The sequence below is a fragment of the Devosia psychrophila genome (assembly GCF_000971275.1).
Classification (GTDB): Bacteria; Pseudomonadota; Alphaproteobacteria; order Rhizobiales; family Devosiaceae; genus Devosia; species Devosia psychrophila.
Genome location: NZ_LAPV01000129.1, coordinates 122,185 through 142,914, shown reverse-complemented (window position 1 = coordinate 142,914; position 20,730 = coordinate 122,185). Strand labels below are relative to the sequence as shown.

The window sequence follows — 20,730 nt, the reverse complement described above, 5'->3', positions numbered from 1 at the left end:
GGAGTGGTTTTGTGAGCACCCAAGGATTGATACGCACCGGAACCGCTGGCTGGGTGTTCGAACCCTGGCGCGGCACGTTTTTTCCCGAAGGCCTCGTGCAAAAGAAGGAGCTGGCCTACGCCAGTTCGCGCCTTGGCAGCATTGAAATCAACGCCACTTTCCGCGCCAACCAGAAGCCTGAAAGCTTTGCCAGATGGGCGCGCGAGGCAAGCCATGATGGCTTCGTTTTCTCTATCAAGGGTCCGCAACTGGTCACCCACATCAAGCGGCTCAAGAACTACGAGTCCGAGCTGGCAAATTTCTTTGCCTCCGGCCCACTGGCCCTTGGCAGCAAGCTCGGCCCCTTCGTCTGGCAGCTGCCTCCCAACCTCAGCTATGACCGCGGCGTGCTCAGTGCCTTCCTGTCCATGCTGCCCAAGACCACCGCGGACTATGTTACGCAGGCCGGCAAGGCGGACGAGCGCCTGAAGTCCACGCCATTCCTTGACATAACCGGCGTTGGTCCCATTCGCCACGCCATCGAGATGCGCAACGCCAGCTTCGACGACCCCGAGGTAAATGCGCTGCTGGCCGAGCACAATGTGGCCCGTGTCATCGCCGACACTGCCGAAAACCCTGCGCGCGAATTGACAGCCGACTTTGCCTATTGCCGCCTGCAGGGACCCGCTCGTGGTGATGCGCAAGGCTATGGCGCAGACGATATCGCCGATTGGGCAAACATTACCAATGCATGGGCCGATGCGGGCAAGGATGTGTTTGCCTATTTCGTGCACGAGGACAAACTGCACGCCCCGGCCAGTGCGATTGCCTTGCGTCAGGCCACAGGTATCGCCTTGCCGAGCGACTGATCACAAGCCCGTTCCCCGCTGGAATTTGCCGCAACCGCGGTCTATCCAGCCACAGCGTCACCCAAGAGTTCCCAGCATGGCTGCATCCATCCTTCATCCGCTCGACAAGAAATTGGCGGGCTTTGCTTTTGTGCTCGGGCTAGCGACTATTGCCGCTGTATGGGGATCGCAGCTGATCGGCGGGCTGGTGCCTTGCGAGCTTTGCCTCGAGCAGCGCCTCCCCTATTACTACGGCCTGCCCATTCTGCTGGCCGTGCTGGTCACCTGGAACCGCCTGCCACTGGCAGTCTGGTACATCGCCATGGCCGTGGTCACCGCCATCTTCGTCTGGGGCGCCTCTATGGGCACGTACCATGCGGGCGTCGAATGGGGCTTCTGGCCCGGCCCAACTGCCTGCACCGGCGTGGGCGAAATGATGGATTTCAGCTCGCTCGACAACCTGACCCCCGTCATAGGCTGCGACGTCGTGCAGTTTCGCTTCCTTGGCATTTCGCTAGCCGGCTATAATGCGCTGATTTCAGTCGCCATCATGGCGCTGCTTGCAATGTCGATCTGGGCACAGACGCGTCGGCACAAGCGGGGCTAAAAGGACAACTGTCGCACATCTCTTGCGCTATGCACTACGCGTAACACGATGATGGTGTGTTCTCCGCGCACGAGATAGAAAATGAGGTAACTTGCATAAGCTCGCCTTCGCACTCCAGTGCCGAGGTCTGGGTCCAGCGGATAGCGATTTGGCTCGCGCGTCGGGGTCCGGCAGGCTTGCCGTAATTCTTGGTTGAAGGTCCGCGCTCTTGTGCGATTGTCGGCCGCAATAAATGCACCAATTTCCTCAAGATCTTGCCGGGCAAATGGCGATATGATGAGCGGCATTAATGCCCACTATCGTCCGAATAACGCCGCTCAAGCTCATCGAACACTTCCGCCTCGGATAAGCCTAAACCGGCATCGATCTGCGCAGTCGCCAATTGAATGGAGTCCTGCAATTCCTTCAGCCGCGCCTCGCGCTCCTGCACCAGGCGCACGCCTTCGCGTAAAACCTCGCTCTTGGAATTGTAGCGGCCGTTCTCGACCAGGTCGGCTACGACCTTTTCAAGGTTCTCGCCAAGTTCTGCACTGATGGCCATCATTCGCCTGCTGCCTATGAACAGCACCAATAATAGTTATTGGATGCTTGTCCGGCAAGGACTAAGGCTCCAGTTCAATATCCCAGTAGAGATAATCCAGCCAACTCTGGTGCAGATGGTTCGGCGGGAAGGCCCGGCCGTTGTTGTGCAGGTCATGCACCGTCGGATGATACGGGGTCTGGTAAGGAAACATGCGGATTTCGCTTGGCATCCGGTTGGCCTTGCGCAGGTTGCAGGGTGCGCAAGCCGCTACCACATTTTCCCAGGTCGTCTGTCCGCCCTTGGAGCGCGGGATGACGTGGTCAAAGGTCAGGTCATCCTTGCTGCCGCAATATTGGCACTGGAAACGATCTCGCAGGAAGACATTGAAGCGGGTAAATGCCGGACGCCGCGCCGGTTTCACATAATCCCGCAGCGATACCACGCTGGGCAGGCGCATCTCGAAGCTAGGCGAATGGATCACCGTGTCATACAGCGATACGATATTAACCCGATCGAGGCACACCGCCTTTATAGCGTCCTGCCAGGACCATAGGGATAAAGGGTAGTAGCTGAGCGGCCGGAAGTCGGCGTTCAGTACTAGTGCGGGACAGGACTCGGGCGACACGTGGATGGTCACTGGAGTCTCCCGGAACGGGAATCGAGTAAGTCCATAGCCCCTTATACTAGGCCAAATATGTCAGGCCTGTGAAGCGGGCGTCTGCCAGTTATTTTTGTGAAACGCGGGCGATGAACTGCGTGGCAAACTCGAGCCCATCCGGCGCGATGCCGTGGCCAACGCCTTCGGTGACATGATAGCTCACGTCATAGCCCGCTTGCCGCAAGACCGCGTCCGCGTCTGCACTGAAGTCGGGACTGACGACGTCATCCATATCGCCGTGAATGATACAAACGGGCACTTTGGCGCGGCCGGGTTCGTCAAAGCCGTCTGGCGGCAGGAACGCGCCCGAAAAGGCGATGACGCCCATCAGCGGCGTCTCCAGTGACAGCCCCACATGCAGTGCCATCATGGCGCCCTGACTGAAGCCGGCCAGTATCGTGTCTTTAGGTAAAATGCCGGTCTGCGCCCACATATCCTCTAGGAATTGCATCAGGATCGGCCGGGCACTGATCACGCCGGTCTGGCGCGCAGCCAGCCGGTCACCGGTGAAATCGATCTCAAACCACTGATAGCCATCCCCAAATCCGTCGCTTTGGTTGGGACCATTTGGCGCCACAAACAGCGCATCGGGCAGCGCGCTGCGCCAGTGCGGCGCCAACCCAATCAGATCTTCGCCATTGCTGCCATAGCCATGCAGCAACACCACCGCTTGCTTGGGCGCGACGCCCGAGGTGGGGAGCAACATGGGGCCGGATAGCTTGGTCACAGCAAAATTCCTTCTCGATCGCGCATCACCGCGAAATAGCGCCAGAACAACAAAGCCGCCGCTGAGCGATACGGCGCCCAGCCGGCAGCGATGCTGATCATGTCCTTGATGCTCGGCCGCGCGTCAAGCCCGAGCCCATGCTGCACAGCTTTCAGCAAGGCCAGGTCGCCGGCGGGAAACACATCGGGATGTCCGGCGCAGAACATCAGGTAGACCTCGGCCGTCCACGGCCCGATTCCCTTATGTGCCACCAGATAGTGGACTGCATCCTCCGCAGGTAGCGTTTCGAGTTGGGTGAAATCGAGTTGCCCCGCGGCAATGGCCTCGGCGATGACCCGTACGGTGCGGAACTTGCTGCCAGAAAACCCCGTCGCCCGCACCGCTTCTTCGCTCAGCGCCAAATAGGTCACGGGATCGAGCGCGCCCGGCAATTGCTCGAACCGGCCCCAGATCGCGGAGGCGCTGGTAACCGACAATTACTGTCCGGTGATCACCTTGGCGATGCCTGCAAAGCCCGACGGGTTGATGCGCGGCTGCACCGGTCCGGCAAAGTCACGCACCGCGACCAGGCGCGGATCGACCTCCACCAGCAATTCGATGTGGGCGGCAATCGCTTCGGCGCTGTCGATGCGCGGTGACGGCAGGATTTGGCTCATGTAGAAATGCCCGGTGTCGCAAAAACTCTCACAACCAGTCCTTCGCTTTGCACCCAGCCCCAATGGCAGGCTGCATCTCGGCCATGCTTACTCAGCGCTCTATTCCTGGAACGCCGCCCGCCAGCTTGGCGGCATAGCGCTGCTGCGCATCGAAGACATCGATCTCGAACGCAGTAAACCCGAATTTGTCGCCGCGATTTTCCAAGACCTGCATTGGCTCGGCTTTAGCTGGCCCGAACCTGTCATGCTGCAGTCCGAGCGCATGGATATCTACGCCGATGCGGGTAATCACCTGCGCGACCAAGGCCTGCTCTATCCCTGCTTCTGTAGCCGCACTGAACTGGCCGCTTCTTCCGAGGGAAACGACCCCGACGGCGCGCCGCTTTATCCCGGCACCTGCCGGCACATGCAACGCGGTGAACAGATCGAGCGGCTAGAACGCGGCGACCCCGTGCAGTTCCGGCTAGACGTTGAAAAGGCAATGGACCGCGTTGGCATGTTGACCTTTTCCGTGGTCGGCCCGCTGATCACCGACCGCCCGCAGATCCGTCACGCTTGGCCCGAGCGCTGGGGCGATGTGGTGCTGCAGCGCAAAGGCATGCCGACCGGCTATCACCTCAGCGTCGTGGTCGACGATGCGGAGCAGGGCATCACGCATGTCACCCGCGGGCGCGACATGGAAGCCGCGACCGACATCCATGCGCTGCTGCAAATGCTACTCGGCTTGCCCTCGCCCATCTACAATTTCCACAAGCTCATCCTCAACGACGACGGCAAGAAGCTTGCAAAAACGCGCAATTCGGAAGGCTTGGCCGACCTGCGCGCCAAAGGCTGGACGCCGGAGGATGTGCGGCGTGCCGTCGGGCTTTAGACCACAAGTTTCTGGCTCAAGAACGGCGCCACCGTCGCGGCCACCGCCACCTCGAATGGCGTTCCGAAATCCGGTCCCAGCATCGCCTCAAGCCGGGGATCGACCAGTTCCATCGAATTGTTCCAAAGGTAGCGCATCTTGACCACTTCGCGCATCACGCCGCTGGTCAGACCCATGGCGTACAGCACGATCCAGGGCAAAGGCACCACCTTGAGCGGAGCCGGCGAGGCTTTTTGGATAGCCCCCATCAGCGCCCCATGCGTCACGTAATGCCCGGCAAAGTGGAAGGTCTCGAAGGCGCCCAGCGTCTCGCGCTGCTCTCCCAACGTTGCGAAAGCCCGGCCCAGATCGGGCAGATAAGCCCAGGCATGGCCCAGGTCGGCATCGGCCATGCGATGAATTCTCCCCTTCCGGGCATCCATCATTATCGCCTGGTCGTACCAGTCACCCACGGTATTGGGCGCATAGAAGTCTCCGGCCCGGATGATGATGGTCCGGAACTTTCCTGCCTCTGAGGCTGCAGCCAGCATCTCTTCCTGCCGCACCCGGATAGCGCCGCGTGGCGTTTGTGGGTGCTGCGGCGTTGAAGGCACGACCCGCCTGTCGCTGGCGGAGTAATTGTAGATATTGCCAGGGAACATCAGCGTCTTGCCACTGTCGCCCATGGCGGCAATCACCGTGGCCAGTTGCGCTTCGGCGCGGCCCTTGTCCCACTTGTCATAGGGCAGGTTCAGCGCATTGACGACGATGTCAGCGCCGGCAATCGCCTGCTGCAGATCCTCAAGACTGCCCGCATCACCCGGCACGAAACTGACACCCGAGATCGGCAGCCGATTGGTCCGGCCAAACCCCTTCACCGTAAAGCCGGCATCGTGGAACGCCTGCGCAGCATGATGGCCAATATGGCCATTGATCCCCAGAACCGTGACATTACCCTTGCTCATCGCTGTTTCCTTGTTGACGGACACAGCATCATCTATTCACTACCGTTTCGGTATTGCTTGAATTTGGAGATTAAACATTCAATTATGAATAGAGAGCCAGATTGGGCGCTATGGCGGAGTTTCGTGGCGGTTGTCAGCAATGGCTCGCTTTCCGCTGCCGCGCGCGAGCTCGGCATCAGCCAGCCGACAGTCGGTCGCCACATTGAAACGCTCGAAGCCGATCTGGGCATAGCCCTATTCGAACGCAGCCTCAGCGGCCTCAAGCCCAACAGTACCGCACTGCGCCTTTACGAGCCGGTCACTCGCGCCCAATCCTCGCTCGCTGAAGCCGCCATCATGGCCGAAGGCGCGCAGGATGCCCTGGGCGGCACCGTCCGCGTCACTGCCAGCGATATCATCTCCAACCACGTTCTGCCGCAACTGCTGCTGCCCATTCGCGCACGCCATCCGGGCATCGCGATCGAAATCGTCCCGTCAGATTCAACCGAAAACCTGCTGCTGCGCGAGGCGGACATCGCCATCCGCATGTTCCGGCCTACCCAGCTCGAACTGGTGACCAAGCGCCTCGGCGACATTGCCATCGTACCGGCCGCCCATCGCGACTATCTGACCCGCCGGGGCACGCCGATGACCGTGGAAGACCTGTTCACCCATGACATGATCGGCTTCGACCGCTTTGACGGCATCATCGCCCACGCCCAGAAGCTAGGAATGAAACTGACGCGTGATCATTTCCGGCTTCGCACTGACAACCAGCCCTTGCTGTGGTCGCTGATGTGCGCCGGGCTTGGCGTCGGTTTTGCCCAGGCGAGCCTGGTGCGCGACACGCCCGGCATGATTGCCCTGCCGATCGAGCTCAATATTCCGCCGCTCGAAGTCTGGCTCACCACACACAGGGAATTGTTCACGTCGCACCGGATTCGTGCCATCTATGATGCTCTGGCCGAGGGCCTCGATGCGTATATCAAAGGCCAGTACACCTTCCGGTAGGATTCCATGCAGACCATTCTCAATATTGCCATTGCCCTCGCCCTATTGTTTGTCATCGTCGTGCTCGGTATGGGACTGTGGAACATGCTCAAGGGCGGGCCGGGCAATACCAGCCAGCGCCTCATGCGGCTGCGCGTCATCGGCCAGGCCATCGCGCTGATCCTGCTGATGGGCGCCTTGTTCTTCTTCGGTGGCGCGCGCGGGTAAAGGCACGACCCAAAATAGTGGTTGCCGGTTTTTTGAAAAGGTCATGCCCAGCTAATGGTCAAGCTCAATCGCATCTATACCAAGACTGGCGATAACGGCACCACGGGTCTGGTGCGCGGCCCGCGGCGGGCCAAGTTCGACCTGCGCGTCGAAGCCTATGGCACGGTTGATGAAACCAATGCCTGCGTCGGCCTGTGCCGCGTTCATACCGGTTCGATGCCCAAGATCGACATGATCCTCGGCCGCATCCAGAACGATCTGTTCGACGTCGGTTCGGACCTTGCAACGCCAGGCGCCGATGCTTCGGATGCGGACTATCCCTCGCTGCGCATTCGCCCGGTCCAGACCGAGTTCCTCGAAAAGCAGATCGACCATTTCAATGCCGATCTGGCGCCGCTCAATAGCTTCATCCTGCCCGGCGGCACGCCTCTGTCAGCATCGCTGCATCTCGCGCGAACCGTGACGCGCCGCGCCGAGCGCATCACTGCCGAACTGGCAACCACCGAGACCGACACCAGCCCCGAGGCTTTGCGCTATCTCAATCGCCTGTCGGACCTGCTGTTCGTGCTGTCCCGAGTCGCCAACAACAATGGCGCCAAGGACGTGCTCTGGGTCCCCGGCAATTATGGCGATGTGAAAAAAGGCGGTTAAGCCGCGCGGTCGGGCGCCGGGTCGATCAATGGCCCGACTGCGAACCAAGGCTCATAGTCGGGCTCAACAGCGTTACGCCGGACAGCATCACCCGATTGCGGCCATTGCGCTTGGCGGCATAAAGCGCCGCATCGGCCTGCATGAACAGCTCATTGCTAGGCGTTGCACCCGGAGCCACCGAGACGCCGAAGCTGGCAGTAATCTTAATGGTGTGACTTTCCCACTGAATATCCAGACTCTCGATGGCGCTGCGCAACCGCTCGGCAATTTCCTGCGCCTTGACCGTCCCAGTGTCGGGCAGCAGCACCGCCAGTTCTTCTCCGCCCAGCCGTGACAGCAAATCGCTATTGCGCATATTGGCACGCAGGATCATCGACACCTGCTGCAGCACATAGTCGCCCGCCGCATGGCCATGGGTGTCATTCACTAGCTTGAAATGGTCGAGATCAAGGATCAGCAGCGCCGATTCCTTGTTTTCAAGCCGCAGGCCGGCAATGCCACGCTCGAAGGCGCGCCGGTTCGGCAGGGTCGTCAGCGTATCGGTCAACGCGCGGGTTTTCCAGGATTGCTCCCGGTCGATCTGGTTGAGCTCGCGATCGACGAACAGACCCAGCAGCACAGAGGCAAACACCGAGGCAGCCACCATGTAGGGTGCAATAATGGCGATTAGAGTCGTCATCGTCGAATAGCCCATGACGATGCCCGTGAAGAGATAAAAGGAGACAACGAGCCCCAGCACCACCAGATGACGCGCCTTGATGGGCGTCTTGGGTCGCAGAAAATAGCGCCAGCCCAGACCCAGCAAGGCCGCAACGGCTATTCCCGCAGCGCCGGGCGTAGCCCCAAGCCCGCCCAGCCACAGCCGGTACGTGCCGCTGATTGCCACGGCCACCAGAGCCGCCGGCCAGCCGCCGAATGCCGCGGCAAAAGCCACGATCAGCGCCCGAGCGTCGACAATGATGCCATCGCCGATCCGCGCCGGTGCCATCATGGAAATGACGCCACCGCAGCCAAAGATCAGGCCTTGCACTAAGGATCGCAACGAGCGCAGCCAATATTGCCGTTCCACCTGGCCAAAACAGATCGCCAGCAGCGCCAGCAAGCTGATGCCGTGGATCAGGGCGATTACAAGTTCCTGGACAAGCATATGGTTCATGCGCCCTTTGGCAATCTAAGCTTCTATCTGCCCTTGAAAAAGTAAGGGCTCAGTGGTGTTACTATCCTTGTGGGCTGCTCTCCTTGCCGCACAGTTAATGCGCAGTTTTAAGCGACAAATTTCATCAAAATGACATGACCGGCCAAGTCTTTGTTCACACCTTGCTCCTAACGTGGCAGCGTGCTGTCAGCACAGGAGGTCCATCATGAATAGCGACCTTACGATGCAAGTGGTTGCGATGAACTCGAGCAAGCTGCAAACCAGCATGCAGGTTGCGGTGTTCAAGAAAGCCCACGAAATGCAGACCGACCTGCTGGAAACGCTGATGCAGACGGCGCTTTCGGCCCCACCGCCCGGTCAGGGCGCGAAAGTCAACAAGCTCGCCTGACCACAGGAGGATGCGCGATGAGCAATGCTCTCGGAATCAGCCCAAGCGTCATGATCAACCGCATGGTCGATCAATCAGGAACACCCCAGAACGCATCGCTGCTCAAGGTCGCCGAACTGCGCCTGAAGCTGATGAATGCCGTCGATGACGAACAGCACAAGGCCGCACAGCTCAGCCCGACCGGCGAAGCCGACGCATTGCCCCTCAGCTCCGGCGCCGTCGTGGACAAGCTGATCTAGGCGCCGAGCCCTAGCAGGGCCGCAATCACCCGCTCGCCATCCGGCGTGTTCCACTCCGCCGGCCCCTGCAGCACCGCCAGCTCGCAGCCATTTTGGTCCAGCACCAATGTCGCCGGCAGTCCGATGGCCACCGCCTGCTGCTTCAGCCGCTCAAAGGCCGCGAACGTATTGTCCGCGTAAAGCGGCAGGTTGGCGAACTGATTGTCATCGAGAAACGCCTGTGCTTTTTCCAGCCCGTTGGCACCGATATCGAGATTGATCGGCAGCACCATGAAGGCGTCGGAATTGTATTTCGTCGCCAGCGCATCGAGCGCCGGCATTTCCTCGCGGCACGGCACGCACCAACTGGCCCAGAAATTCACCAGCAACGCCTTGCCCTTGAAATCTGCGATCGTCATGTCCGCGCTGGCCGCGTCCTTAAACGCCATGGTCGCATAGCCACGCCCTTCGCCCGTGCCATTCAGCGCCGCCAGCTCACCCATTGCAGCATCGCCGATGGCCGTGGCGGCTTCGTTCTGCACGGGACATTCCTTTGCCTGCCCGGCATTGCCGAGCATGACCCACGCCGCTATAGCTAGCGCCAATCCAGCCAAGCCCAGGATGATCCACAGCCGAACCCGGCTCGTTGCTCCGGGGCGGGGCGCGTGCGTATCGGTCATGAACTAGTCTCCGGGGTATTCGATGAGCAACAAGATGTGGGGCGGACGGTTTGCCACCGGCCCCGACGCCATCATGGAAGAAATCAACGCGTCGATCGGCTTCGATCAGCGCCTGTTCCGCCAGGATATTGCCGGATCGATCGCCCATGCCACAATGCTCGCCGAAACGGGCATTCTGACGCAGGAAGACCGCGACAGCATCGTATCGGGTCTAACCGAGGTACTGGCCGAAATCGAGGGCGGCCGTTTCACGTTCTCGCGGGCGCTTGAAGACATTCACATGAATGTCGAGAGCCGTCTCCGCGAAAAAATCGGCGATGCCGCCGGACGTCTGCATACCGCACGCTCGCGCAACGACCAGGTTGCAACCGACTTCAAGCTCTATGTCCGCGATACCATCGATACGCTGGTGGTCCAGGTTCACACGCTGCAACTGGCGCTGGTGACCAAGGCCGAGGAAGAAGCTGAGACCATTATGCCCGGTTTCACCCATTTGCAGAGCGCCCAGCCGGTGACCTTTGGTCATCATCTGCTGGCCTATGTCGAAATGCTCGGTCGCGACGCCGGCCGCCTGCTCGACGCCCGCAAGCGTCTCAACGAATCGCCTTTGGGCTCAGCCGCGCTCGCCGGTACGCCGTATCCGATCGACCGGCAGATGACCGCCGAAAAGCTCGGCTTTGACCGGCCCACCGCCAATTCGCTCGACGCCGTCTCCGATCGCGATTTCATCATCGAGACCCTCGCCGCTGCCTCGATCTGCGCCATGCACCTGTCGCGTTTCGCCGAGGAAATGGTAATCTGGTCCTCGGCCCAGTTCGGCTTCGTCCGCCTTAGCGATAAGTTCACCACCGGCAGCTCGATCATGCCGCAAAAGCGCAATCCTGACGCCGCCGAGCTGGTACGCGCCAAGATCGGCCGTATCCTCGGCGCGCTGACCTCGTTGATCGTCGTGATGAAGGGCCTGCCGCTGGCCTATTCCAAGGACATGCAGGAAGACAAGGAAGTTGCCTTCGACGCGCTGGATTCCCTGTCGCTGTCCCTCGCCGCCATGACCGGCATGGTCGGCGACATGGCGCCCAATCGCGAGCGCATGCGCATCTCGGCCGCCGCCGGCTTTTCCACCGCCACCGATATCGCCGACTGGCTGGTGCGCGAGCTCAATATTCCGTTCCGCGATGCCCACCACATCACCGGTACCATCGTCGCGCTCGCCGAACAGAAGGGCTGTGGCCTCGAAGGCCTGACCATCGAGGACTTCAAGTTCGTCGACCAACGCATCGATTCGCGCATCCACAAGGTGCTGACGGTCGAGGCTTCGGTCGCCGCCCGCAAGTCCTACGGCGGCACAGCCCCGGCCAACGTCCTGTTCCAGGCCGCCCGCTGGAAGACCGAACTCACCGGCGTGTCGCACGAGCCAAAGCCCCTCGCCAGGAAAAAGCATGGCGGCCATGGCGACGGCGGGGTTGAATGAAGTAGGCGAATAAGCCACCGTTCTTGGCATGGCGTCATGCGCCACCTTCTCCCTCGCGGGGAAGGGGATCACGGAGCGTCCTTTGGCTAAACATTCCCGGCAAATGCGCCTCACCGAGCGCCATGTCGGCTATCTACAGGCTGACGATCCGTCCGACGAGATGCCGCCTCCGCCTGCCGGGATGCACGCGGCAACGCCGGATGACCATGCCCAGGCCATCGATACCCTGCTTGGCCCTGACCGTGGCCATGACGAGGTCTGGATCTTCGCCTATGGCTCGCTGATCTGGAAACCGGCCTGCGACTTCGTCGAGATGCGCACCGGCCTGGTGCGCGGCTGGCATCGCGCCTTTTGCCTTGGCTGGAACAACCGCTTTCGCGGCTCCGACGCCAATCCGGGCCTGATGCTGGCGCTCGATCGCGGCGGCGCCTGCAACGGCGTGCTGTATCGCCTTCCCACCGGCCAGCTCGACGAAAACATGACCAAGCTGCTGGAACGCGAAATGGGCTGGCTGCCCTCGCCCTTCCCGCCGCGCTGGGTCAATGTCAAATCCGGCGACCGGATCATCCGCGCCATCACCTTCTGCATCGACCGCCATTCCGGCCGCTATGTCTCGGGCCTCTCGATGGGCGAGATCGCCGATATGTTGGCCACCGCCGTCGGCTCGCGTGGCTCGATGGCCCAATACCTCTATGCCACCGTGCAGCACCTCGAAGACATGGGCATTCATGATCCCCATCTATGGCAGCTGCAGTCCCTCGTCGCCGACCGCATCGAGGCCGCCTATGAGCCCGATCACTAACTCTCGCTTCCGTTTCAACGGCGCTTGCACTAGGGATTTATCCCGAAGTCATCAGCCCTCTCGATGTCATTCCGGCGCAGGCCGGAACCCATCCTGAGGTGCTACCAATCCCCCAATCTCAGGATGGGCCCCGGCCTTCGCCGGGGTGACATTGTGGGTGTGGGCAGTTCGAGAGCAAAATGGTCCACCATTTCACCCATCGCGACGACACTCTCTATGCCGAGGACGTCAACCTGAACGAGCTCGCCGCCAAGGTCGGCACGCCGTTCTACGTCTATTCCAGCGCCACCCTGCGCCGGCATGTGCGCGTGGTGAAGGCGGCGTTCGAGGGCATTCCAACGCTCCTCGCCTATGCCATGAAGGCCAATTCCAACCAGGCCGTGCTCAGGCTGATGGCTTCGGAAGGCGCTGGCGCCGACGTGGTCTCGCTCGGCGAGTTGGAACGCGCCCTTGCCGCTGGCATCAAGCCCGACATGATCGTGTTTTCCGGGGTCGCCAAGACCATTGCAGAAATGCGCCGGGGGCTTCAGGCGGGCATCAAGTGCTTCAATGTCGAGAGCGAGCCCGAGCTCGAACGCCTCTCCATGGTCGCATCCGACATGGGCCTCACCGCCCGCGTTTCCGTCCGCATCAACCCCGACGTCGATGCCCGCACCCATGCCAAGATTTCCACCGGCAAGGCCGAGAACAAGTTCGGCATTCCCTTCGCGCGGGCTCGCGACGTTTATCGCCGCATCGCCGAACTGCCCAATGTCGAAGCCGTCGGCGTCGACATGCACATCGGCAGCCAGCTTACTGATTTGGAACCCTTCAGCACCGCCTTTGGCCTGATGGCCGAACTGGTGACTGCGCTCAAGGCCGATGGCCACGATATTCGCCACGTCGATGTCGGCGGTGGCCTCGGCATTCCCTACAATGTCGACGAGACGGCGCCGCCCCTGCCCAGCGCCTATGCTGCCGTGGTGCGCGACAAGATCGGGCAGCTCGGCTGCACCTTGATCATCGAGCCCGGTCGCCTGCTGGTCGGCAATGCCGGCATTCTCGTCACCAAGGTCGAGTATGTGAAGCAAGGCAGCACCAATTTCGTTATCGTCGACGCGGCCATGAACGACCTGATCCGCCCGACGCTGTACGAGGCCCATCACGACGTGGTGCCGGTCAATCACTCAAACCTTGCGCCGATCACTGCCGATATCGTCGGCCCGGTGTGCGAGACGGGGGATTACCTGGCCAAGGCCCGCACCATGCCCGGCGTCAAGGAGGGCGACCTGCTGGCCATCATGAGCGCGGGTGCCTATGGAGCAGTCATGGCCTCGACCTACAATTCGCGGGCGCTGGTCCCCGAAGTGCTGGTCGATGGCGACCGCTTCCACGTCATCCGGCCCCGCAAGTCGATCGATGAACTGATCGCTCTGGATAGCGTGCCCGACTGGCTCTGACTTTCTCACCTTTCCCTTTGGCAGAGAGGTGAAGAGCGCGTTATTCTTCCCGAGCCTGCCGCCCGAGCGACAGCACCTCAACGGGCTTGCCCGCCAGCGCGTCATCCACCTTCTGCAACAGCTCGGCCAGCGTGAACGGCTTGGTGATCACGTCGTAGATCAGCGCATCTAGCCCATGGGCCCGCTCGCGCTGGTCGGCAAAGCCGGTCATCAGCACGATGATGATATCAGGAAACTTCGCCGCCACATGCAGCGCCAGCCCGATTCCATCCATGATCGGCATCTTGATGTCGCTCAGCAGCAGCTCGAACCGGCCGTTTTCGGCGTCGGCGGTCTCGGCCGCCAGACCACCGTCTTCTTCGGCAATGACTTCGTGACCCTTCATCGTCAGGGCGCTCACCACAAAGGCGCGCACCGATGGATCGTCTTCGGCAACCAGAATTCGGGCCATCAATGATGCTCCGGAGCATTAGTGTGTTCGCTAACGGCGGGGGCCGCCGTATGTTCATTTGTTTCGGCCTGAACAGCCGGCTCACCCGTTACGGCATGTCGGGTCGGCGGTGCAGCTTCGTGTTCGCCCGGGCTTGCCACGCCCTCCGCCGACGCCCCCGCTGAGACCAGGGGTATGCCCTGGCCGCCGGCAAAACTCAGCCGCAGGCTGGCAGCATCACCCGGTGGCATGGTCAGTTGCGTATCAAATGTCGCCCGCTCGCCCGCCATCAGGTCGCGCACCGCCGGGGTGACGCTCCATTCATAGATGCCTTGGCCATGGCTATCGAGCAGCGTTACCACCACGGCCGGTACGCTCACCGGCTCTGACATCAGCCCGACGATCTGGGCCGAGACCGACAGCACCTCCTTGCCGTCGCGCAGTGATTGCAGCGTGCTGACATTGGAGAAATCCAAGCCCACGACATTGACGCCAAGCCCCACCGCCGCATAGACGCCAGCCATGGCGGGGAATTTCTCCACCACCATGACGCGCCCGAAATAACCCGTTGCGACAATGCCAACGAGTATCAACGTGCCGCCAATGCGCAGGCTGCGCCGCAACTTGGCCAGCGGCAATTCGGCCACCATGGCACTCTGGCGGCGTCGAAAATCCTTCTGCCGCTTGCGCAACACTGCCGTGTCGACCTTGCTGGCTGCCGCGGCTCTATGCTGAGCTTCCTCGGCGGCCTTTTCCAGCGCCATGAACCGCGCCGCTTCGTCCTTCACCGTCCGCTCTTCAGCCGCCATGGCGTCGTCGAGACCATCTTCGGCGATCGCTTCCGAAGCCTTTTTCTGCTCTGGCGTCGGCGGGACTTCCTTTTCCAGTGCCCGCTGTTGCCAGGCCTTCTGGCATTGCGCGCACTGCACTTTACGACCAACCGATCCGATGGCCTCGTAGGTCACCTGATATTTGGTCTGGCAGTGCGGACAGGTGATGATCATCGGGCCAGACGGATTGGGACTCAGTTACAGAAGGCCGATACTATCGACCGGGGGTTAAAACTCCTCAAACTCCGATCGCCTCCACTGCACTGCCCTGACAATCCACCACATTTGTGCCGCTTTGATCCCGCCCATGACCGCCACCATGCGCGTGCTGCCTTCAGGGCTGTTATGATAGGCGTAACACCTGATTCGCCCCTAAGCGGACCTTTCCGGGAGCCTGACCTCTTGATCGAATTTTCCAATGTCGGGTTGCGCTATGGCAATGGTCCGGAAATTCTGCGGGACCTGACCTTTTCCGTCGAGCCCGGCTCGTTTCATTTCCTCACCGGGCCATCCGGCGCCGGCAAGACCAGCCTGCTCCGCCTGCTGCTGCTGTCGCTGAAACCCAGCCGCGGCCAGGTCACCATGTTTGGCGAGGATGTCAGCGATCTGACCCATGATCGCCTGCTGCAGATGCGGCGCCATATTGGCATCGTGTTCCAGGAATTTCGCCTGCTCGACCATCTGACGACGTTCGAGAATGTGGCCTTGCCGCTGCGCGTGCTGGGCCAGCCCGAAAGCGAATATCGCCCTAATGTCACCGAATTGCTTGAGTGGGTCGGCCTGGGCGAGCGCATGAATGCCCTGCCCTCGCTGCTGTCCGGCGGTGAGAAGCAGCGTGCTGCCATTGCCCGCGCTGTCATCGCCCGCCCCAAAGTCCTCTTGGCCGACGAGCCGACTGGCAATGTCGATCCGGACCTGTCGAGCCGGCTGGTCCATCTGTTTGCCGAACTCAACCGCACCCTGGGCATGACCATAATTCTCGCCACCCATGAGTTGCCTTTGCTCGACAAGTTCAACTATCCGCGCATGCTGCTCTCCAAGGGCGAGTTGGTGATCCATGATTGAGCGCATCCGTTCGCTGATTCCCCCTCGCAAGGGCGCTGCCCCTATCGTTCCCGAAAAGAGCGTCGCCGGCCGAACTCTGCTGCTGCTCATAACCATCATGAGCTTTCTCTCGGCCGTCACTCTAGGCGGCGTGGTCCTGGTGCAAAAGTCGGCCATCGCCTGGTCATCCGATGTTGGCCGCGAGGTCACCATCCAGATCCGCCCCGTCGAGGGCGAGGTCATGGAGAGCAATCTGCGCACGGCCGTCTCGCTGGCCCAGTCCACCCCCGGCGTCGCCTCGGCGCGCGCCTTGACCATTGAGGAAAGCCAGGCCCTGCTTGAGCCCTGGCTTGGCGCAGGTCTGGACCTCACCGCCATCGAAATTCCCCGCCTCGTCGTGGTACAGCTCGCCGATCCGGTCGATGCCGATATCGAAGGGCTTGAGCGCAATCTCGGCGCCATCAACGGAGCCAGCCTCAATACCCATGCTGCCTGGCGGCAGCAGCTCAACACCATGGCCGGCACCATCGTCGTTTCGGGCCTGCTGGTATTGATCCTGATTGGCGCCGCCACGGTACTTGCCATCGTTTTTGCCACCCGTGGCGCCATGGCGACCAATCGCGAAATCGTCGACGTGCTTCACTATATCGGCGCATCCAACAAGTTCATCGCCGGCGAATTCCAGGGGCGATTTCTGTCCATCGGTCTGCAAGGCGGACTTGTCGGCACGGTCGCCGCGCTGCTGTTTTTTGCGGCCGTCGGCACCGCCGCAGGGGGCATGCTGTCGAGCGAAGCCGGAGCCCAGGTCGGCGTGCTGTTTGGCCGCTTCGCCCTTGGGCTCGCCGGCATTATCGGCATTGCGGCGGTCGTTCCGGTTATTGCCGGACTGACCGCCATCACCTCCCGTGTCACCGTGCGCCGCTTTCTCGCCGAAACCTCCTGAGAGCCTGTTTGGAAATTCGCTGTGGCGAGTCAGATGCCGTGGTTTTCGAGAACCGGAGCGCAGCGTACGTTAGGTAGGTGAGCACCGGAAGCGCAGAAGACCGCGGCAGATGGCCGACAGAGTAGAATTTCAAAACGGGCTCTGAACCGGGAACACCCTCGCCAAGTTGCCGTTTGCCTATTAAGAGGCAGGATGCGGCGCCCCGTCGCTGGAGAGGTTCATGGCAGTCCTGCAAGCCCTGCGCACCGCGGTTTTCTATATTTTCTTCATCGGCCAGACCGCACTCGTGGCGATCACCCTTGGCACTATTGCGCTCATTAGCGGCCGTACGCCGCTCAGCTCGGCCATTGCCAGATACTGGTGCCGCTCCAGCCTGAAACTTGTTCGCTATTTGGCCGGCGTTAAAACGAAAATGACGGGCCAGGAAAACATCCCCGAGGGCGGCTGTATCATCGCCAGCAAGCATCAGAGCGACTGGGACGTCTTCGCCATTTTTCCCCATGCAGGTCGTCCTGCCTATATCGTCAAGAAGGAACTGATGCGCATTCCCTTCTTTGGCTGGGCCGCCAGGTCGCTCGACTGCATCGAGGTTGACCGCCGCAAGGGCGCCGAGGCCATTCCGCTGATGATGGCCCAGGCCCACGCCGCCGTCGACCGCGGTTGCCGCATCGTCATTTTCCCCGAAGGTACCCGCAAGGCGGCCTTGGCAAAGCCCGACTACCGTCAGGGCATCGTGCGGCTCTATTTGGAGCTCAATGTTCCTGTCGTGCCGGTCGCACTGAACTCGGGGCTGTTCTGGGGCCGCAACAGCCTGTTGATCTGGCCAGGCACTGCTGAGGGCAAGTTCTTGCCCCCAATCGAAGCCGGCCTTACCGCCGATGTTTTCATGGAACGCCTCAAATCCGCCATCGAAGACAATTCAAATGACATGATTCTAGACGCCGTCGATCGCGGCCTTGGCCACCCGTTGAGTCCCGAGTTTCAGGCGAGAGTTGACGCGGTCCGCCAAGCGAGGGCTACCCGCCAATAACCACTACATGTTGACGTGAATGGCGAACGGGAACATACATCTAGATGTTGTCTAGTGTGGCACTTGACACCCATCGTGTTTTGTTCTAATTTTGTTCTCATTAGACACATGTCGGGGACGGGGCGTGAAATGACTGGAATTGTAGAAAACAACGTTCTGGTTCACGGCTTTGGCCGTCACAGCAACTGGCAGGGACGCTCGGGCCAGACCTATGATCTGCTCAGCGAAAATCTCGAGCATTTCGGCATGAGCGATCCGCACTTGTTCCTCCTCGCCAAGGGTAGCCACGTCATGTGGGTTGGCTCGGCCGCTGAACTGGTCGCCGATCCGATGAGCCGCACGCGTTTCCGGCTGGCGCTCGATTGCGCCGACCGCGTCTTTCGCGTGCTTTCCGTCGGCACTGCCGAGCGGCTCAGCATCATTTGGGATCTTGAAGGGGCCGAACCCCTGCACGCGCAAGCGGCCTGATGTCTTTTCTGAACTGTCCTTTGGATTCTACTGAAATTGCAGTCAAGCTCCCTCCCCCTTGTGGAGAGGGACGCGAGACAGGACTTAGCGTGCCAAGTCCGTGATCGAGCAGGGCGGGGGTATTTCTTCACATGTAGTGCGGGAAGATTAGCCCACCCCTTGATCCCTCCCACAAGGGGGAGGTACTCGGCCGGATCGCCGGAAATTGCCGGCCTCGACTCTTTCAAAATCCCCTAGCCAAGCTCTGTCTCTTCCTCTATAGACCCCGTCAACCCCTTCAGAGATGAACTCTCTGGGCCGCTTTCGGCGGCGCAACGATATTGAATTCGGAGTACCGACCATGGCAGTGCCAAAACGCAAGACCTCGCCAATGAAGCGCGGCTTCCGCCGTTCGCACGATGCACTCGCTGCAGGATCCTTTGTCGAAGACAAGGATTCGGGCGAACTGCGCCGTCCGCACCACATCGACCTTAAGACCGGCATGTACGGCGGTCGTCAGGTCCTGAACGTCAAGAAGTAATTCGAAAGACGGGGCGCGCTCTGCCCTGCTTTCTGCTATTGCGACGGCCGATCCTCTAACCAGGGTTGGCCGTTTTGCTTTGTTCGCCGCTTGTGACGCGGCCAATCCGGGAGTGACTTTATGAGCATGCGCGTTGAATCGGACACCATGGGCACCATCGAAGTGCCCACCGACAAATATTACGGCGCGCAGACTGCCCGTAGCCTGATGAACTTCGATATCGGCGGCGAGAAGATGCCGACCGAGATCATCACCGCATTCGGCGTGCTGAAAAAGGCCGCGGCGCTTGCCAACCACAAGCTCGGCCTACTCGATGAAACCACCCGCGACCTGATCATCGCCGCCGCCGACGAGGTGATTGCCGGCAAGCTGGCCGACCACTTTCCGCTCGTCGTCTGGCAGACTGGTTCGGGCACCCAGTCCAACATGAACGTCAACGAGGTCATCTCCAACCGCGCCATCGAGATGGCCGGCAGCACCATGGGCTCCAAGAAGCCCGTGCATCCCAACGACCACGTCAACATGAGCCAGTCGTCCAACGACACCTATCCCACGGCCATGCATATCGCCGCCGTCGAGGCACTGGAGAACTATCTGTTCCCGCGCGTAAAGCTGCTGCGCGACACGCTGCATGCCAAGTCCGAACAGTTCATGGATGTGGTCAAGATCGGCCGCACCCACCTGCAGGACGCGACCCCGCTGACCCTGGGTCAGGAAATCTCCGGCTGGGTCGCCCAGATCGATTACGCCGTCTCCGCCATCAAGGTCAGCTTGCCCCAGCTTCGGGAACTCGCACTCGGTGGCACCGCCGTCGGCACTGGCCTCAATGCCCATCCCGACTACGCGGTCGCCGTCGCCAAGGAAATCGCAGGCCTCACCAGCCACGAGTTCGTCACCGGCCCCAACAAGTTCGCCCTGCTGGCCGGCCACGACGCCTTTGTCGGCACCTCGGGCGCGCTAAAGCAGCTTTCCGTGGCCTTCATGAAGATTGCCAATGACGTGCGCTGGCTGGCGTCCGGCCCCCGTTCCGGCCTCGGCGAAATCACCATCCCCGAAAACGAGCCCGGCTCATCGATCATGCCGGGCAAGGTCAACCCGACCCAGTCCGAAGCCATGACCATGGTTGTCGCTCAGGTCATGGGCAACGATGCCGCTATCGGCTTTGCGGCAAGCCAGGGCAATTTCGAGCTTAACGTCTTCAAACCGGTCATCGCTTACAACTTTCTCCAGTCGGTCCGCTTGCTGGCCGATTCGGCCAAGTCGTTCAACGACAACTGCGCCATCGGCATTGAGCCAGACCGCGCCCGCATCAAGGAACTGGTCGACAAGTCGCTGATGCTGGTCACCGCGCTCAACCGCAAGATCGGCTATGACAACGCCGCCAAAATCGCCAAGACCGCCCACAAGAACGGCACCACCCTCCGCGAAGAAGCCGTCAAGCTCGGCCTCCTCACCGGCGAAGAATTCGATGCCGAGGTAAAGCCCGAACAAATGGTCGGCCCGCTCAAGCTCAAAAAATAGCTCCGCACTTCTAACCCTCGCCCGTCGAGGTCAGTGTTTACCACGGGCCTTTGTGGCCCCCATCACCCACCCTCGATCCCTCCCCATTCAGGGGAGGGAGGCGCCAGACCAAATGACCCAGCACTTCCT

At 60.9% G+C, this 20,730-nt stretch carries 28 protein-coding genes; 17 read left to right on the top strand and 11 right to left on the bottom strand.

Annotation, left to right across the window (positions count from 1 at the left end; translation table 11 throughout):
- The first annotated feature begins 11 nt into the window (after nucleotides 1-11).
- Nucleotides 12-848, top strand: coding sequence for a DUF72 domain-containing protein (locus WH91_RS12930; RefSeq protein WP_046171414.1), 837 nt, complete (start codon nucleotides 12-14; stop codon nucleotides 846-848).
- Between the two features lie 76 nt (nucleotides 849-924).
- Nucleotides 925-1,434, top strand: a complete 510-nt coding sequence (locus WH91_RS12925; protein ID WP_052952820.1) for a disulfide bond formation protein B — start codon at nucleotides 925-927, stop codon at nucleotides 1,432-1,434.
- On the opposite strand, the gene WH91_RS23485 is transcribed toward WH91_RS12925, so the two are convergent.
- The 6 genes from WH91_RS23485 to WH91_RS25420 form a co-directional block, all read right to left on the bottom strand.
- On the bottom strand, nucleotides 1,431-1,721 hold the full coding sequence (locus tag WH91_RS23485; RefSeq protein WP_074797412.1) for a type II toxin-antitoxin system RelE/ParE family toxin: 291 nt from the start codon (nucleotides 1,719-1,721) through the stop codon (nucleotides 1,431-1,433). The two genes, WH91_RS12925 and WH91_RS23485, sit on opposite strands and share 4 nt — an antisense overlap.
- Nucleotides 1,721-1,975, bottom strand: coding sequence for a type II toxin-antitoxin system ParD family antitoxin (locus WH91_RS12920; protein WP_046171455.1), 255 nt, complete (start codon nucleotides 1,973-1,975; stop codon nucleotides 1,721-1,723). The genes WH91_RS23485 and WH91_RS12920 overlap by 1 nt, the downstream gene beginning before the upstream one ends.
- A 61-nt stretch (nucleotides 1,976-2,036) precedes the next feature.
- Nucleotides 2,037-2,594, bottom strand: coding sequence for an HNH endonuclease (locus tag WH91_RS12915; protein WP_046171413.1), 558 nt, complete (start codon nucleotides 2,592-2,594; stop codon nucleotides 2,037-2,039).
- A gap of 88 nt (nucleotides 2,595-2,682) precedes the next feature.
- Nucleotides 2,683-3,342, bottom strand: coding sequence for an alpha/beta hydrolase (locus WH91_RS12910; protein ID WP_046171412.1), 660 nt, complete (start codon nucleotides 3,340-3,342; stop codon nucleotides 2,683-2,685).
- Nucleotides 3,339-3,818 (bottom strand): DNA-3-methyladenine glycosylase family protein, encoded by a 480-nt coding sequence (locus WH91_RS12905; RefSeq protein WP_244542354.1) that lies wholly within the window; start codon nucleotides 3,816-3,818, stop codon nucleotides 3,339-3,341. Before WH91_RS12905 ends, WH91_RS12910 begins: the two co-directional genes overlap by 4 nt.
- Nucleotides 3,819-3,998, bottom strand: a complete 180-nt coding sequence (locus WH91_RS25420; RefSeq protein WP_244542353.1) for a hypothetical protein — start codon at nucleotides 3,996-3,998, stop codon at nucleotides 3,819-3,821. It abuts the gene before it with no gap.
- 13 nt (nucleotides 3,999-4,011) lie between these two features.
- On the opposite strand from WH91_RS25420, the gene gluQRS reads away from it, so the two are divergent.
- Nucleotides 4,012-4,869, top strand: a complete 858-nt coding sequence (gene gluQRS, locus WH91_RS12900) for a tRNA glutamyl-Q(34) synthetase GluQRS (protein WP_046171411.1) — start codon at nucleotides 4,012-4,014, stop codon at nucleotides 4,867-4,869.
- Here gluQRS and WH91_RS12895 read toward each other — a convergent pair.
- Entirely contained in the window at nucleotides 4,866-5,813 is a 948-nt protein-coding gene (locus WH91_RS12895) for an NAD-dependent epimerase/dehydratase family protein (RefSeq protein WP_046171410.1), read from the bottom strand. The two genes, gluQRS and WH91_RS12895, sit on opposite strands and share 4 nt — an antisense overlap.
- Between WH91_RS12895 and WH91_RS12890 the strand changes: the two genes are divergently transcribed.
- Genes WH91_RS12890 through WH91_RS12880 form a run of 3 tightly spaced genes read left to right on the top strand, consistent with a single transcriptional unit; the run spans nucleotide 5,760 to nucleotide 7,661 of the window.
- The gene (locus WH91_RS12890; RefSeq protein WP_143078083.1) at nucleotides 5,760-6,803 is read left to right on the top strand and encodes a LysR substrate-binding domain-containing protein; all 1,044 of its coding nucleotides are present in this window, start codon (nucleotides 5,760-5,762) and stop codon (nucleotides 6,801-6,803) included. The two genes, WH91_RS12895 and WH91_RS12890, sit on opposite strands and share 54 nt — an antisense overlap.
- A gap of 6 nt (nucleotides 6,804-6,809) precedes the next feature.
- Nucleotides 6,810-7,010, top strand: a complete 201-nt coding sequence (locus WH91_RS12885) for a twin transmembrane helix small protein (RefSeq protein WP_046171408.1) — start codon at nucleotides 6,810-6,812, stop codon at nucleotides 7,008-7,010.
- Between the two features lie 54 nt (nucleotides 7,011-7,064).
- Nucleotides 7,065-7,661, top strand: coding sequence for a cob(I)yrinic acid a,c-diamide adenosyltransferase (locus WH91_RS12880; RefSeq protein ID WP_046171407.1), 597 nt, complete (start codon nucleotides 7,065-7,067; stop codon nucleotides 7,659-7,661).
- A 25-nt stretch (nucleotides 7,662-7,686) separates the two neighbouring features.
- Here the strand turns inward: WH91_RS12880 and WH91_RS12875 are convergent, their stop codons facing one another.
- The gene (locus tag WH91_RS12875) at nucleotides 7,687-8,817 is read right to left on the bottom strand and encodes a GGDEF domain-containing protein (RefSeq protein ID WP_046171406.1); all 1,131 of its coding nucleotides are present in this window, start codon (nucleotides 8,815-8,817) and stop codon (nucleotides 7,687-7,689) included.
- Nucleotides 8,818-9,022: 205 nt separating this feature from the next.
- Between WH91_RS12875 and WH91_RS12870 the strand changes: the two genes are divergently transcribed.
- Complete coding sequence (locus tag WH91_RS12870) at nucleotides 9,023-9,205, top strand: putative motility protein (RefSeq protein WP_046171405.1); 183 nt, start codon at nucleotides 9,023-9,025, stop codon at nucleotides 9,203-9,205.
- 17 nt (nucleotides 9,206-9,222) lie between these two features.
- Nucleotides 9,223-9,444, top strand: a complete 222-nt coding sequence (locus tag WH91_RS12865) for a hypothetical protein (protein WP_046171404.1) — start codon at nucleotides 9,223-9,225, stop codon at nucleotides 9,442-9,444.
- Here WH91_RS12865 and WH91_RS12860 read toward each other — a convergent pair.
- A complete protein-coding gene (locus WH91_RS12860) occupies nucleotides 9,441-10,103 on the bottom strand; it encodes a TlpA family protein disulfide reductase (protein WP_046171403.1) in 663 nt (220 codons plus the stop codon). The two genes, WH91_RS12865 and WH91_RS12860, sit on opposite strands and share 4 nt — an antisense overlap.
- 22 nt (nucleotides 10,104-10,125) lie before the next feature.
- Between WH91_RS12860 and argH the strand changes: the two genes are divergently transcribed.
- From argH to lysA, 3 genes are all read left to right on the top strand, one after another.
- Nucleotides 10,126-11,574, top strand: coding sequence for an argininosuccinate lyase (gene argH, locus WH91_RS12855; RefSeq protein WP_046171402.1), 1,449 nt, complete (start codon nucleotides 10,126-10,128; stop codon nucleotides 11,572-11,574).
- A gap of 82 nt (nucleotides 11,575-11,656) precedes the next feature.
- Nucleotides 11,657-12,376, top strand: a complete 720-nt coding sequence (locus WH91_RS12850) for a gamma-glutamylcyclotransferase (protein ID WP_158409561.1) — start codon at nucleotides 11,657-11,659, stop codon at nucleotides 12,374-12,376.
- A 179-nt stretch (nucleotides 12,377-12,555) separates the two neighbouring features.
- On the top strand, nucleotides 12,556-13,815 hold the full coding sequence (lysA, locus tag WH91_RS12845; protein WP_046171401.1) for a diaminopimelate decarboxylase: 1,260 nt from the start codon (nucleotides 12,556-12,558) through the stop codon (nucleotides 13,813-13,815).
- 40 nt (nucleotides 13,816-13,855) lie between these two features.
- Here the strand turns inward: lysA and WH91_RS12840 are convergent, their stop codons facing one another.
- Entirely contained in the window at nucleotides 13,856-14,266 is a 411-nt protein-coding gene (locus WH91_RS12840; protein ID WP_046171400.1) for a response regulator, read from the bottom strand.
- Entirely contained in the window at nucleotides 14,266-15,249 is a 984-nt protein-coding gene (locus WH91_RS12835) for an MJ0042-type zinc finger domain-containing protein (protein ID WP_046171399.1), read from the bottom strand. The genes WH91_RS12840 and WH91_RS12835 overlap by 1 nt, the downstream gene beginning before the upstream one ends.
- Before the next feature lie 228 nt (nucleotides 15,250-15,477).
- Between WH91_RS12835 and ftsE the strand changes: the two genes are divergently transcribed.
- The 6 genes from ftsE to fumC all read left to right on the top strand — a co-directional run bounded on the left by ftsE (nucleotide 15,478) and on the right by fumC (nucleotide 20,601).
- Complete coding sequence (gene ftsE, locus WH91_RS12830; RefSeq protein ID WP_046171398.1) at nucleotides 15,478-16,140, top strand: cell division ATP-binding protein FtsE; 663 nt, start codon at nucleotides 15,478-15,480, stop codon at nucleotides 16,138-16,140.
- Nucleotides 16,133-17,062, top strand: a complete 930-nt coding sequence (locus WH91_RS12825) for a cell division protein FtsX (RefSeq protein ID WP_046171397.1) — start codon at nucleotides 16,133-16,135, stop codon at nucleotides 17,060-17,062. The genes ftsE and WH91_RS12825 overlap by 8 nt, the downstream gene beginning before the upstream one ends.
- Before the next feature lie 220 nt (nucleotides 17,063-17,282).
- The gene (locus WH91_RS12820) at nucleotides 17,283-18,092 is read left to right on the top strand and encodes a lysophospholipid acyltransferase family protein (protein ID WP_046171396.1); all 810 of its coding nucleotides are present in this window, start codon (nucleotides 17,283-17,285) and stop codon (nucleotides 18,090-18,092) included.
- Between the two features lie 129 nt (nucleotides 18,093-18,221).
- Nucleotides 18,222-18,560 (top strand): hypothetical protein, encoded by a 339-nt coding sequence (locus WH91_RS12815; protein WP_046171395.1) that lies wholly within the window; start codon nucleotides 18,222-18,224, stop codon nucleotides 18,558-18,560.
- A 340-nt stretch (nucleotides 18,561-18,900) separates the two neighbouring features.
- A complete protein-coding gene (gene rpmF / locus WH91_RS12810) occupies nucleotides 18,901-19,080 on the top strand; it encodes a 50S ribosomal protein L32 (protein WP_046171453.1) in 180 nt (59 codons plus the stop codon).
- A 120-nt stretch (nucleotides 19,081-19,200) separates the two neighbouring features.
- Complete coding sequence (gene fumC / locus WH91_RS12805; RefSeq protein WP_046171394.1) at nucleotides 19,201-20,601, top strand: class II fumarate hydratase; 1,401 nt, start codon at nucleotides 19,201-19,203, stop codon at nucleotides 20,599-20,601.
- The last annotated feature ends 129 nt before the right edge of the window (nucleotides 20,602-20,730 follow it).